General features: G+C 53.4%; 12 protein-coding genes. 8 read left to right on the forward strand and 4 right to left on the reverse strand.

The window, feature by feature from the left end:
• Positions 1–179 precede the first annotated feature (179 nt).
• The 3 genes from AC5DDB_RS13835 to AC5DDB_RS13845 form a co-directional block, all read right to left on the reverse strand.
• Positions 180–911, reverse strand: coding sequence for a hypothetical protein (locus AC5DDB_RS13835; protein WP_491740316.1), 732 nt, complete (start codon positions 909–911; stop codon positions 180–182).
• Positions 912–1,681: 770 nt separating this feature from the next.
• A complete protein-coding gene (locus tag AC5DDB_RS13840) occupies positions 1,682–1,861 on the reverse strand; it encodes a hypothetical protein (RefSeq protein ID WP_491740317.1) in 180 nt (59 codons plus the stop codon).
• Between the two features lie 99 nt (positions 1,862–1,960).
• A complete protein-coding gene (locus AC5DDB_RS13845; RefSeq protein ID WP_491740318.1) occupies positions 1,961–2,944 on the reverse strand; it encodes a site-specific integrase in 984 nt (327 codons plus the stop codon).
• Positions 2,945–3,178: 234 nt separating this feature from the next.
• On the opposite strand from AC5DDB_RS13845, the gene AC5DDB_RS13850 reads away from it, so the two are divergent.
• A complete protein-coding gene (locus AC5DDB_RS13850) occupies positions 3,179–3,463 on the forward strand; it encodes a hypothetical protein (RefSeq protein WP_491740319.1) in 285 nt (94 codons plus the stop codon).
• A gap of 189 nt (positions 3,464–3,652) precedes the next feature.
• On the opposite strand, the gene AC5DDB_RS13855 is transcribed toward AC5DDB_RS13850, so the two are convergent.
• Positions 3,653–5,164 carry an aldehyde dehydrogenase family protein gene (locus AC5DDB_RS13855; protein WP_491740320.1) on the reverse strand — a complete coding sequence of 504 codons (1,512 nt, stop codon included), beginning with the start codon at positions 5,162–5,164 and terminating at the stop codon, positions 3,653–3,655.
• A 286-nt stretch (positions 5,165–5,450) separates the two neighbouring features.
• Here AC5DDB_RS13855 and AC5DDB_RS13860 point away from each other — a divergent pair, with 286 nt between their 5' ends.
• The 7 genes from AC5DDB_RS13860 (at position 5,451) to AC5DDB_RS13890 (ending at position 13,181) form a co-directional block, all read left to right on the forward strand.
• Positions 5,451–6,689 (forward strand): DUF58 domain-containing protein, encoded by a 1,239-nt coding sequence (locus tag AC5DDB_RS13860; protein ID WP_491740321.1) that lies wholly within the window; start codon positions 5,451–5,453, stop codon positions 6,687–6,689.
• The gene (locus tag AC5DDB_RS13865; protein WP_491740322.1) at positions 6,682–9,096 is read left to right on the forward strand and encodes a transglutaminase TgpA family protein; all 2,415 of its coding nucleotides are present in this window, start codon (positions 6,682–6,684) and stop codon (positions 9,094–9,096) included. The genes AC5DDB_RS13860 and AC5DDB_RS13865 overlap by 8 nt, the downstream gene beginning before the upstream one ends.
• Before the next feature lie 20 nt (positions 9,097–9,116).
• Positions 9,117–10,070, forward strand: coding sequence for an AAA family ATPase (locus AC5DDB_RS13870; protein WP_491740323.1), 954 nt, complete (start codon positions 9,117–9,119; stop codon positions 10,068–10,070).
• Positions 10,071–10,220: 150 nt separating this feature from the next.
• Positions 10,221–10,676 (forward strand): hypothetical protein, encoded by a 456-nt coding sequence (locus tag AC5DDB_RS13875; RefSeq protein WP_491740324.1) that lies wholly within the window; start codon positions 10,221–10,223, stop codon positions 10,674–10,676.
• On the forward strand, positions 10,676–12,217 hold the full coding sequence (locus AC5DDB_RS13880) for a permease (protein ID WP_491740325.1): 1,542 nt from the start codon (positions 10,676–10,678) through the stop codon (positions 12,215–12,217). Before AC5DDB_RS13875 ends, AC5DDB_RS13880 begins: the two co-directional genes overlap by 1 nt.
• Positions 12,210–12,617, forward strand: coding sequence for a Fur family transcriptional regulator (locus tag AC5DDB_RS13885; protein ID WP_491740326.1), 408 nt, complete (start codon positions 12,210–12,212; stop codon positions 12,615–12,617). Before AC5DDB_RS13880 ends, AC5DDB_RS13885 begins: the two co-directional genes overlap by 8 nt.
• Before the next feature lie 111 nt (positions 12,618–12,728).
• Complete coding sequence (locus AC5DDB_RS13890) at positions 12,729–13,181, forward strand: Fur family transcriptional regulator (protein WP_491740327.1); 453 nt, start codon at positions 12,729–12,731, stop codon at positions 13,179–13,181.
• The last annotated feature ends 36 nt before the right edge of the window (positions 13,182–13,217 follow it).

Genomic DNA, 13,217 nt, shown 5'->3' on the forward strand with positions numbered 1-13,217 from the left:
AAGTTAACTCCGATTTTTTTCCGGTGCGCAATAAAACGCTGCAATATGCTCCACGGCTATGAAGCACATTTCAGCGGAAGAACCTAGTACACCCATGACCCTGCCGCTGTTCACATGTAATCAGTCAGGTTGTCAATTGACAATCTAATAAGAAAGAAAAGGGATTGCATTACGATGCGTTAGAATTGCGATATTACACTCTCGATTTGATTCGGTCGGCTGGCTTCACCAGCCGACAATCCCAACGCTGGGGCGTCGGGATTTTGGTTTCGGTGCTTCGCATAGGGGCAAAACACTTCCAACCATGTGCCGAGACAGTCGAATGGCTGCCCAGAACGGCTCACAACCGGCGTGTTTTCCCGCTGCCGTTCCTTGGTCGGGAACGTGATGGGATCGGCTGACGGCTCAATCCCGGCCAATTTTAGCCGATGTTGCAATTCAGTGAATGAAAACTGCCGGATTGCATTGGTTGCTGCTTCTCTTTCCCATTTGGGGTTCAACGAATCATGCTGAATGAAAGCAAGAATGCGTTTATCGGTCGGCTTACCGTCAACGTAAACGGGTGCAGTTGTGTAAGTTGCTCGCACTCGTCGTTTGTGAATTGAATGCTTGAAATCGTCAGAGTTTACGTTGATGCGTGAATCTGGTCTCTGGCTTTCTTCGTGACATATTTTCCCCAATACCTTAATGGGATGTGCGTCTGTCATTTCCCGCAGTTGGTCTTCAAATGACGGCAAAGCATCGATTGCACGGAATTGCAACGCTCTACGGTATTGCGGAGTTTCAATTCTCACCGGATTTCCATTAGTGAACGAAGCAATCCAATCCTGTCGCACCTGCTCAAACGGTGAAAGCCGCTTCTGAGTTTTGACGTGTTGGCCATCAACTTGAAACTCAAGTTCAACATCCATTGATTCTCGTCTATAGAAATTGCCGACCGTCCAAGTTACGGGAAAGCGTGTCTTCGGTAGAAATTGAAATCGGTCAAAGGTTTCCTGATCTCGCTGCGTGTCGGGAAACTTGAAAAGGTAGTTGCAAACTCGTTCAATGTTTGCTTCGTTGCGGTCTTCAATGATGTGGAACGACGCTCTTTTACCGCCCGCATCTCGCCACAAATTGCAAAGCACGTTCGACAGTCGGCGCTGCGTTATCCCGTTGTCAATGTAGCCAAGCAGATCGAAGTGCATATCATCAAACGATTGCGGATTGTCGGCCCGATTTTTCGTGATGTGTTGGGCCGCTGTAAAAGTCAATTGGCAACCATGCGTTTTTGCCCACATTCTGACCAGCTTCCCAAAACGCAATTTCACTGTCCGCCACTTTTCTTGATCTTGGTTCGGCATCATCAGATTGCCAGTAAAGACAATGACGTTTGTTTGCGATAATAATTCCGTCCCGATGAAATGTTGAACGGTGCGAGCATGTTGAAACGCCTTCCGTTTGCGGGCTTCTCGGCTTTCTCGCCAGTCTGCACGGGGTTTGCACTTTCCGTTGATACTGACCCGTTCTGAAACTGGAATGCGTGATTTCCTTGATGGAAGCGGATGCCCCCAGCGGTATTGCGCTGATTGTGGATAGATATTATTGTCCGTTTGCCGTTGCATTGTTCCGTCAAATGCCGTTTGCGGAATGATCGAATTCTTTTAAGCCCATCGTCCCCCATTGGCGGTGGGCTTTTTGATTAGGTCTTCTGGCGTTGTTTTAGAAAACTCCGCAGTTCCCGCAATTGCTGCTCAGTCAGAACACGACCGGCCTTGCCAATCGGAATGAACGAAACTTGATGTTTCGACACAGCCCGATGCACTCGCCAATAACTCACGCCGATCCGCTCGGCTGCTTCCTTCAACCCGTATACAGTCACGATACCCCCTCTCGAAAAACTCGTGATGATGTATATTAGTTGCAACGCAATAATTTTTGCGATGTTATTTTTCGGTGGGGCTAGATTTTGCGATGACTTTCAGTTGATGCCAAATTGCTCACCCAACCAAACAATGGCTTCATCAAGCGGCTTATAAATTCGCCCGTCTTTTGCATCGTAGTGCCGATCCTTGATATCGCCAGAATGCCCGAGATAAAGCCCTGTGGTCCAACCAAGATACGAATGCTGTTTAAGTGTCGTGCTGCCGGTCTTGCGGATGCCTCTCAACTCCTTGCCATCCAAACCAATTCTTTTTCGTTTGCATTGCCAATTTCGGGAAACGTTATCATGGCTTGCCGAGGTGAGTCTTGCCCCACGTTCGGTCAATAAAACAAATTCGCCGTGTTCACTTTTGACATTCTCGATTGCGTCAACCGTCGCATCCCAAAGTTTATAATTCACGACTGGCGGATTTGATTGCCGTTTGGTTTTTGTGCGTCTTCGAATGATGCGACCATCCCGGTATTCCGAGTGTTTTAATTCATTCAGGTCAGTCTGCGTGTACCCGCAATTCAACATCAATAACAGCCACGCTTGCCATTCATTTGGTAGGTTTTGAAGTGCATCGTGGAATTCACGTTTGCTCCAGATGAGCCCGTTTGCATCATTCGGAACATCTTCAATATCTCGGATTATCATTGAGCGACGCCGTAACCTCTTGGGGGCGTGTTCGAGATTGCAAGCGTCGTCATCCACGCAGTATTCAATGAACTCTTTTGCAGAATTCAAATATCCTCGGATGCTCGTGGTTTTGAGGTTTCGATTGAATAGTTCCTGGGAGTAACCTTTCCATGTTTCACTGTTAATTGAATTGACGTGTGTTGTGTCGCCAATCCAATCTCGAAACACTTTCAACTTCTGACGAGCATCTTTTACGGTGCGTTGTGATCGCTGTTTAGCGTCCGCCATCATTTTCTTTTGCCGCAGCAAGTCTTCCGCCCAATATGCGATGGTTTGGGGAACTCTTTTAACTGGCATTGAAGGTTGCAGACGGGAAATGCGGTCTTGCCATTTGTCCGGCAACTTGTAACTCAGCATCCCAAAGTCAGAGAAGTCTTTGCCGATGAACTCGTCTGAAAACGCCGGACGCTTCGTGCTGCTCGTGAATGCACCCACCGGGATGCGTTCGGGCAATTTCGCTTTGCCATTCAGAAAGCCGTCGATCCATGAAAGGAACTCGGTTACGGCGTCGGCGAGCTTAGAATCATCTGTGCCAAAGTGTTCGTGATACTCGGCAACTTTCTCGAATAACAGACGATGATGCTTCCAAACAGCGGCGTTTGGCCGATCCAGTTTCTTGCGAGCATATTCCAGAACCGCCGTTTCGTATCCGGCTTTGGTGTTCGGGTGGTTGAAATACAGTTGTTGGCCGTTGAATTTCTTCCGCCAGCAACCATTGCCGGTTCGCTTGTTTCTGACCCACCAGTGCAATTCCAGCTTGATACCATGCCGTTTCGCATGTTCGCTGTACCCACTCATTACGCTGCCCCTGTATCACCAAAAAGTGTATCACTTTTGGCTCTATCATCGCTCATAGAGTGATACAGGGCAACTGCAAAAACCCGTGTTTTTTTCTGCTCAAAACCTATCAAGCAGCATACTCTTAATCAGTAGGTTAAAGGTTCAAGTCTTTGTGGGGGCATTTTTGAAACGCTGTAAACCGAGCGGTTTACAGCGTTCTTTGTTTAGCTTTGGCGGTTTCGAGGCGTGTTGTTGTTCGGTTCCGGGGGGTTAATGGAGTTGAACAGTTACCGCTTTTGTTTGGGTGTAGAGATTGATCGCTTCATGGCCCATTTCTCTTCCCCAGCCGGATTGCTTGTAGCCGCCGAATGGGAGTGAGGCGTCGAAGACGTTATAGCAGTTGACCCAGACGGTACCCGCTCGCAGTTGGCGGGCAATGCGATGGCCTTTGCTGATATCCTTGGTCCAGACAGCGGCGGCAAGTCCATAGATGCTGTCGTTGGCGGCGGCGATGAGTTCTTCGGGGTCCTCATAGGGGACGGCTGCGACGACGGGGCCGAAAATCTCTTCCTGAATCACCTGCATGTTCGGTTTCGTGTCGACTAAGACCGTCGGCTCGACAAAGTAGCCCGAACATTCTTCTCGTTTTCCACCGACAACAGCCTGGGCTCCCTCGCGGAACCCGGACTCCAGATAACTACAGACCCGATCCTGCTGAATCTGCGAGACCATCGGCCCCATTCCGGTCTCGGGGTGCATGCCCGGCCCGAGTTTGATTTCTTTCGCCTGGGTGGCAACGCCTTCGACGACTTCATCAAACTGCTTGTGGTGCACGAACAGTCGTGACCCCGCACAACAACACTGCCCGTGATTAAAGAAAATCGCGTTGGCTGCTCCCGCGATTGCGGCGGGCAGGTCGGCGTCGGGAAGGATGATATTCGGGCTTTTGCCGCCCAATTCTAGTGTGACTTTCTTGAGGTTGGTTTCCCCCGCGGCTTTCACGATCAGTTTGCCGACTTCCGTGGAACCGGTGAAGGCGATCTTGTCGACATCGGGATGAGCCGCCAATGCGGCCCCTGCGGTCTCTCCGAAACCTGTGACGATGTTAACAACGCCAGGTGGGAAACCCGCTTCCTGAATCAGTCGGCCCAGACGCAGGGCACTCATGGGGGTTTCCTCGGCGACCTTCAGCACGATCGTGCAACCAGTTGCCAACGCGGGACCGAGTTTCCAAGCTGCCATCAACAGCGGAAAGTTCCATGGGATGATCTGCCCGACCACACCGACCGGTTCCCGAAGCGTGTAGGAATGGAACTCGGCTCCCGCAAGGTAGGGGACTGAAATCGGAATTGTGCTCCCTTCGATTTTTGTCGTCCAGCCGGCCATGTAACGAAACAGGTCGATTGCCAGCGGGACATCCGCGACTGCAGCCACGGATTTTGGTTTGCCATTGTCGAGAGCTTCCAGCTCGGCAAATTCCTCGGCATGTTGTTCCATCAAGTCAGCGAGTTTCCAGATCAGCTTGCCACGTTCCGAGGCGGTCATCGCAGGCCAGGGGCCACTTTCGAAAGCCTTCCGCGCAGCGACAACGGCTTGATCGATGTCGGCCCGGTCTCCTTCCGCGACTGACGTCAATGTGCTGCCATCAGCCGGGTTCTTGACTTCAAACGTCTTTCCCGAGGCGGCAGGAATCCATTGTCCATCAATGAGCAGTTGATGTTCTTGATCGAGAAACGAGCGTGTTTCCGAACTGGCGGCGGGAGCGTCTGTTGTGAGCAGCATGACTGACCTACAGCGAAAGAATTTCACAGGAAAGAATAGGCGAACCGACTGGAAATTGATTGTCGACCAGCAACGGTGTGACTGTCAAGAACTCAGGATTCCAAGTCTCGCGACGTCAGGTATTGGGAATCTCCAAGTCTGCGAGAATCCGGCAAATCTTGGGATGCGGAGAATTGACACAAGACAAATGTCATCGCATAATCAGGTCTAGTGCAATTGTATTGCAAAAGAGTCTTGTGTGTTTTGGCAAGCGTGTTCCTTTCAGGCGAAGCGGTGGAAAGACGCGATGGGACTATTGACCCAGTTTGGACGACTGCTCACGCATGATTTCTGCCCAGGGGCAAACCGCTGGGTGTATTGGGTGAAACATCCGGTTGCATGTTTGGCGGCAGTCGGGATTGCGGCTGTGTTGTTTGCGGTTCTCCTGAAACCGTTGGCTTGGGTGGTGGTCGCTGCGGTGTCGCTGGTGCTGGCTGTGGGTTTGGTGTGGCCTTGGTTGACGATTCGAGGACTCGACTGTTCGATTCGCTTCGAAACGCCTCGGGTGACCGAAGGTGACGCAGTTACCGCCACGATTTCAATTCGCAATTGCTGGCCGTGGCCGGCTTGGGGATTGGCGCTTCAAGAGCGATTCGAAACCGCTTTTGGCGAGATCGCCTCGCCCGAAGAGTGTGATGTCAACTTGTTGGCTTTGAGCAAAGTGCCGGGGTGGTCAAGTAGCGATTTTCGTTGGGTCATTCACCCGCAGGACTTTGGAGTCTATCCAGCAGAACCGCCACGGATTGGTTGCGGGTTTCCGTTTGGTTTGTACCGTTCGGTCGCAGCGGTCGCGACGCAGAATTCCCTTTTGGTTTGGCCGCGTGTGATTCCGCTTGAGGCATTGTTAGATGCCGGTACGGTCAGCATGGCCGAAGATCAGTTCTCGGATTGTTTGGTCGGCGAGTTTGGTGACCTGACGGGAACTCGTGCGTTTCGCGAAGGGGACTCACTTCGTCGAGTTCATTGGGCTCAGACTGCGCGTCACGATCGATTGATCGTCTGCGAGCGTCAGGCGGCGGTGATTTCGGCTGTTGAGATTGTGGTCGATCTTGCGAACCTTCCATTCGGCCCCGCGAAAGACCAGGCATCAGCTTGGGCCGTGAGAATCGCGGCAAGTTTGGCCCGAGCGTGGCACATCGAGAACTCGGCCGTCGCCGTCACTTTGAATTCCGAACGAGTTTCCATTCGCCCCGGTCGACAGGGGCACGAGCAGCTTTTCGATGCGTTTGCTCAGTTGCCGCATGCCGTATTGCGGGATGGCGGTCGGTCGCCAACACCGAAGAACTCCGGGTTGCAAATCGTGGTGACGACGGACCGTGGATGTATTGATCGGATCAGTCGTTTCGACCACACCGATCGGTGGTGTGTGTTGGTTGAGTCCGGTGAGACGAGCGAACGGACTTTGCCGAACACCATTCGTGTGGACGTCAACCAACCGGTGCCGGAGCAGTTTCGACGGGGATGGAGGGCGGTCTGTCATGTTTGAATCCCGATCAGAAAAACAGCGAAACAATCACGAGCCTCGGCCGGGTTGGGCGGTGGTGGTCATGGTGCTGCTGGCGACGCTGGCTGCGGAGGTTGTGATCGGTGACGGAGCAACTTCGCGGATAGTGATCGCCGCGATGATGCTCGTGTATTGCGGGTTGATTGTTCTTGGACGTCATTTTGCCGCACGTTGGCGGAGTCGAAGTTCTGAATTGCCGTTGGCGATTGGACCAATCGTTCTGGGCAGTGTGTTGTGGGTGGTTGTGATCGAACTTGTGCGACGTCAGGTTTGGTCGCTTGGTCACCCGTTGGAAGTGTTGTTGATTTGCGGGTTTCGGAACGTGGCGTTGGTTCTGGCGGCATTTTCTGTCTGGTCGCGAGTGGAACGGTTGGGCGGGGCGGCTAGTTTATTTCTGATGTTGTTCGCAGTGATGGCGGGCGATGATCCCTTCCTCTATTTCGTGCTGTTCGCGTTTACGTTGATCGGAAGTTGGTGGCTGATGAGCCGCTATTGGAACTCGCTCGCTGGTCGCATGGCCGATGAAACTCGATCGAATCGGCCGCTGCGTTGGTTCGTGGTGTTACCGGTTCTCATGGTGGCGACGGTGTTGTTGGTGCCATTGTCCGGGCGAACAGCGACCGAGGCGTTGCCAGGCGTCCTGTCGAGTTCCGGCGGGACAGGGGAGTTCTCGCCATACGCACGCAGTGGTGTCGGCAACGGAGACATGCTCGTTGCGGGAACGAAAGACGTGCAAAGTTTCGCCCCGATCGATGATGCACCGTTCATGGATTCCGAGAAACCGAGTTTGTTCGACGTTTACAACGAAGTGTATGACGAGCCGACGAAACCACGCGATCAAGATCGTGCCATCGCGTTGCCACCGCAGGTGCTGCAAGACATCCATCGACACCTCGCAGACTCGAAACAAGCCGGGCGGGAATTCTCGACGTTGCGGAAGTCGACCGCCAAACGGCGTTCGCGTGTTGAGAATCGTGACACGGATGCGTTGTTCTTCGTCGCGGGACGTACACCGCTTCATCTTCGACTCGAAGTGTATGCGACATTCGACGGCATAACTTGGTATCCCGATTCCACGCCAGGTCCGACAACGCCACTCACAATGCGAACCATCGACGATCAACCGTGGCTCGATTTAATCCCCACAAAGACGACCCGAAACCGAGAGTCGGAACTGTTACTTGCGACACCGGAGACACATGCGCTCAAAATTGCCCAGTTGGAGACGAATCGCATTCCCTCGCCGCCGGAGTTGCTCGGTGTGCACATCAACTCGGTGGACCGGGTCGATATGTTCGACTGGGCGGCAGACGGCGTACTGAAAATGCACCGCCGGAAATTACCGTCGATGACGGTGATTCACGTACTCTCACGGGCTTTTGATCTTGCTGGCTTAGAAGATGCGTCCGCACCCGCGACCGGCATGATTCGGCATCGTCAACTTCCGGAAAGTTTTCATGTTCAACAGATCGGGCGGTTGGCGAAGCGTTGGACGGAAGGATCGGGTTACGGTTGGCCACGAATTCTACGCATCATCGAGCGATTGCGAACGGACTTCGAACACGATCACGATGCAAAACCTCCCGCGGATGTGATCAGTCCCGTGTCGCATTTCCTCAAGACTCGTCGAGGGCCAGACTATCAGTTTGCGACGGCTGCCGCCTTGATGATTCGTTCGCTCGGATATCCGGCACGGGTCGTGAGTGGGTTTTATGTTCGGCCCGACAAATACGATTCCCGCTCGCGACACACGCCCGTGCATGCCGAGGATGCCCATTTTTGGGTGGAAGTTTATCACTCCGACGGCGTGTGGGTTCCTCTAGAACCGACACCGGGTTACGAACTGCTTGGTCCACCGCCGGGATTATGGGAAGTCGTCGAAACGACCGTCGTTGGTGTCGGGGTGTGGCTTGCGGATCATCGTTGGTTCGTATTGGCAATGATTGTGACCGGTTGCGTTTTATGGCGTTTCCGTCGTCGCTTAACCGATGGTTGTGAACTGGCTTGGTGGCGTTTGCGTCCTTTCCGCACGCCGCAGGCAGAGTTAATCGCAACGTGGAACTTGATGGAACGTCGTTGGCGACGCTACGGCCATACTCGCCCTGTCGGACTGACCGCCACGCGATGGTTGGAATGTATCGACTGTCATCGTGTCGGCCTGGATTTACAGTCTGAGTCAACTACGAAATTCCTCCACTATTTAGATGTCGCCAAGTTTAGTGCAGAGACCGAGTTGTCCGGGGCAGGCGTCCATCGAATATGTCAGACCATGCTCGCGGAATGGTCGCCGCAATCCTGTCGCCCGGTGCAATTCGACCGGAAATCCCACTCACGATTTGCTCGGCTGCAAAGCCTCTTTGGTCGTCATTCTGTTCCGACATCGTTCTAGAGATGATTGAGTGTTACCCCATGGAAACCGTTGTGACTGAATGCTCTTCCGAGACTGTCGACGACGCTCGGCAGGTGGGTCGGCTACGACAATCGCTGAATGCCGTGTTGCGGGGCAAGGCGGAGGTGGTCGAGCAGGTCTTGGTATGTTTGTTGGCCCGCGGACACCTGCTGATCGAAGATCGGCCAGGACTCGGAAAGACGACGTTGGCAAAGGCACTTGCCGACGCCATCGGGGGACGTTTCGCACGGGTCCAATGCACGCCCGATCTCTTGCCCAGCGACATTACTGGTTTCAACATCTTCAATCAGAAAACTCGGGAATTCGAGTTTCGCCAAGGTCCGGTTTTTGCGGATGTTCTGCTGGCCGATGAAATCAACCGAGCCACACCGCGAACGCAAAGTGCTCTGCTCGAAGCGATGGCGGAACGACAGGTGACGGTTGATGGCGAACGGTATCAATTGGCCGATGATTTTTTTGTCATCGCGACCCAGAACCCCCACGAACACCACGGGACTTATCCGCTGCCGGAAGCCCAGCTCGACCGCTTCGCCATGAAGCTATCGATCGGTTATCCCGCAGAAGCTGACGAACTTCAGATGCTCAACGATGCACTGGAACCTGATCTGGAATCCAACGTGATTCAACATGTATTCGATACCGATGAACTTTCGCGACTCCAGCGTACGGTTGCCAGTGTGCGGGTTGCGGAGTCGGTGCGGGAATATATGGTCCGATTGGGGAACGCCACACGAAATCACGCCGAGGTGCAGTTGGGACTGAGTCCCCGCGGATTGCTCATCTGGTTGCGAACTGCCCAAGCATTCGCTTGGCTGCGAAGACGCGATTTTGTCACTCCCGACGACATTCAAGATACCGCTCTCAATGTGCTTGGCGTGCGGTTGGCTGTTAACGGGCGGGACGCGGAAACCGTCATTGAGCAAATCCTCCGAGAGGTTCCGGTGCCGAATTAGAGCAGTTGATTCTGTTCAAAGTGGCTCGCGTCTCACAAAGATCAGTAAACGAGCGCATTTCTGCTGCCGCTACGAACATAGAAGATCGCAACACGGTTGAACGAAACTGACGACGATACAAACCCAATCAACCATTTTGAGGAATCTGCGATGAAGGTCGGCATCTTTCAGGTTGCGATTTGCGGATTGTTGTCGATCGCTGCGAGTGGATGTGGCACGGAAACAACCACCAGTCAGGCGGCTGACCACTCCGACGAGGAGCATCTCGAACACTTCGTCCCGGAGCACAAACCCGCGAATTTCTCCGCAGCGGTGAACTCTATTCAGTCACGAATCCAACAACTCACGTCTACCAAAGGATCGCGGGCACAAGAGCTATCTGAGTTAGGGGAAATCATCGATTGGCTGCCGGAGATCGCCGCGAATAGCGATATGCGACGGAAGAACTGGGAACAAGTTGATGTCATCACTGTCGAATTGGCGGCTTTGTTTCATCAGTTGCCGCAACAGTCGGGAGTTGTCGACGACGACCTGACTCACAAACTCCGAACAACTGCAGAGAAGTTGACTCCCCTTAAAGGCACCGAGAAAGGCGACGACGAATAATGGAAAACTTGCTGTGGGGTGGTTTGCTGCGGTTTGGTCAAGCGTTGTTGCAAGCGGCTCCGACGATTGTCGTGGGTCTGTTTGTTGCCGGGGTTTTGCGTCGACTGTTGGGCTACGAGAATACCCGTCGCTTGTTCGGTGGCGATTCCTGGCGAGCACTGCCCCAAGCATGGGCGGTTGGGATGTTGCTACCCGTGTGCTCGTTGGGCGTCATACCGATCATTCGGGAAATGCGACGCGTCGGTTTGTCGGGCGGGACGATTTTGGCGTTCGCGTTGTCGGCTCCGTTATTCAATCCGCTTTCGTTGCTCTATGGTCTGACACTTTCAGAACCGCTCGTGATATTTGCATTCGCTAGCTGTTCATTACTGGTTGTCACATTGATCGGAATGGCATGGGACCGAATGTTTCCCCAGACGACTGCTCCCGAACCGGCACCCGCACCGACGTCGTACGGCTTGAAACGATTAGCCTCGATTCTGTTGGTCGCCGTTCGCGAAGCTGCGGGGCCGTCAGCGGTCTATATTCTGATCGGTTTGATCGGGACAGTTCTGCTGAGCTTCGCATTGCCTCCCGGTTCCATGCAACATGCCGTCAACGGGGATAACCCATACGCTCCGCTGATCATGACCGGCGTTGCCATTCCCGTATATGCCACGCCGATGCTGGCAATGTCGCAACTTGGCATGATGTTCCAGCATGGCAACTCGGTCGGGGCGGCGTTCGTGCTACTGGCATTAGGTACGGGGCTGAATCTAGGGTTGCTGGTTTGGATGGTGCGAAACTATGGCTTCACACGTAGCACCGTATGGCTGACAGCACTCGTGACCATCGTGCTCGGACTGGCTTACACAGTCGAGAAACCGTTGTATCCCACCGAAATCGAAGCCGCCGATCACACCCATGCGTTCGACATTTATTGTCAGCCGTTTTCTGAAAACGTGGTCGATCCGGCCCAGCAAGTCTGGTTGAAGTTAAGTCGCGATGCTCTGGCACATGAACTGATCGGACTAGGCTTCTTGCTCGGACTGACGGTTGTTGGAATCGGCTTCAATACCATCGATTCGACCGGCAAGACAGAAGCATGGTTGGAATCGGGAGCGGAAACGCAGGTCGGTAAGTTCGACCTTGTCGTACCGGCTCCGGTTCTTGGAGGTGTTGCGTTGCTAGGTTTGGTCGCGATGAGCATTGTCGGCTGCTTCGCGTATTATCCGCCGGCTGATGAAATCTTGGAGCAAATGCAGATTGCCCAGGGAGAAGCCCTTTCTGCCGCACGGAGTGGGAATCATAGCCATGCCGAATACTGGATTGCCGTCTGGGATGATTGGACACGTCGTTTGCAGGTCGGGGTGACAATCCGCAACGGCGGGTTGCCAAAGTTTCATCGACTGAAGTCCGAGATTCTTCGCTTCAAACTTGAGCTGCTCGAGCATGAACTCGAAGACGGCACCAAAGACGAAGTTTGGGACGCGACAACCGCTGTCGGCGATGCCTATCGTCGGATGAAGTTTGCCTATCGAGAAGAGTTAGCCAGTGATTAACGACATTGGCGAGCTAACGGAGTTGTTGCGAAGCCACAAACTGCGACGGACGGTGGCCCGTGTAGCCATTCTCCGGCATCTAGTCAGCATGGCGGGACCGCAAACGGCTGCCGAAGTCGAAGACGCCGTCGCGGAACATGGGTTCGATCAGTCAACGGTGTACCGCACCTTGGAAAGTTTCACCGAGTCGGGTCTTGTGGTCCAACGAGAGCTGGGAGATCGCTTGCTGAGATTCGAGTTGCGTAAAGACTCAGACGTCGCCATGCAGCCGTATTTTTTATGCATCGGTTGCGGGCAAGTCATGCGGATGTCAACGTCACTATCCGAAACGATCGTGCCCTCCGATTGTCAAATCGAGCAAATTACGATTCGTGGTCGCTGCCGCGACTGTGTCGTCTAGTTGATTTTCTATCTGCAAGTGATTTGCAATTGATTTGTGTGAATTTTTGGCGTATGATTCGGGCCAATTCAAATCACCCGATCCCACACGTTCAATTCTTGTGTACGACCTATGAAAGAATCGGAACTGGATGCCGTGAAGGAAGAAGTGGCTTTACTTCGCGAAATTATCCGCGAGGCCGGTTTGCGGTGCACATCTGCCCGACTTGCTGTATTACAACGGCTTCGTCAGGCCGATTCGCCGATCACGCACGCCGAACTGGCTGAAGAACTGGTTCCTTTAGGATTCGATAAAGCGACTGTGTTTCGCAATCTGTCAGATTTGACCGATGCCGGTCTCGTCATCCGCACAGAGTTAGGCGACCATGTCTGGCGGTTTGAAGTTCGCGATCCCAATGATCCCGATGACGGCAAACATCCGCACTTTGTGTGCGTGGATTGCGGGCGTGTGACGTGCTTCTCGGATGTCGTTTTTGATAAGAGCACTCAAAAACGCGCCAATCGCATTGGTCGGGTCACCGAGATTCTCCTCAAAGGCCATTGCTTGGAATGTAGCAGCGCTTAGACAGCGACATGCAACCACGAATGGCTTTCGTGACTC

Source organism: Thalassoroseus sp. (assembly GCF_984380535.1).

Coding starts and splice junctions, on each gene's coding strand:
- AC5DDB_RS13890 (WP_491740327.1), top strand. CDS start 12,729: ATGAAAGAATCGGAACTGGATGCCGTGAAGGAAGAAGTGGCTTTACTT.
- AC5DDB_RS13855 (WP_491740320.1), bottom strand. CDS start 5,164: ATGCTGCTCACAACAGACGCTCCCGCCGCCAGTTCGGAAACACGCTCG.
- AC5DDB_RS13880 (WP_491740325.1), top strand. CDS start 10,676: ATGGAAAACTTGCTGTGGGGTGGTTTGCTGCGGTTTGGTCAAGCGTTG.
- AC5DDB_RS13865 (WP_491740322.1), top strand. CDS start 6,682: ATGTTTGAATCCCGATCAGAAAAACAGCGAAACAATCACGAGCCTCGG.
- AC5DDB_RS13835 (WP_491740316.1), bottom strand. CDS start 911: ATGGATGTTGAACTTGAGTTTCAAGTTGATGGCCAACACGTCAAAACT.
- AC5DDB_RS13870 (WP_491740323.1), top strand. CDS start 9,117: ATGGAAACCGTTGTGACTGAATGCTCTTCCGAGACTGTCGACGACGCT.
- AC5DDB_RS13850 (WP_491740319.1), top strand. CDS start 3,179: ATGATGCTTCCAAACAGCGGCGTTTGGCCGATCCAGTTTCTTGCGAGC.
- AC5DDB_RS13860 (WP_491740321.1), top strand. CDS start 5,451: ATGGGACTATTGACCCAGTTTGGACGACTGCTCACGCATGATTTCTGC.
- AC5DDB_RS13875 (WP_491740324.1), top strand. CDS start 10,221: ATGAAGGTCGGCATCTTTCAGGTTGCGATTTGCGGATTGTTGTCGATC.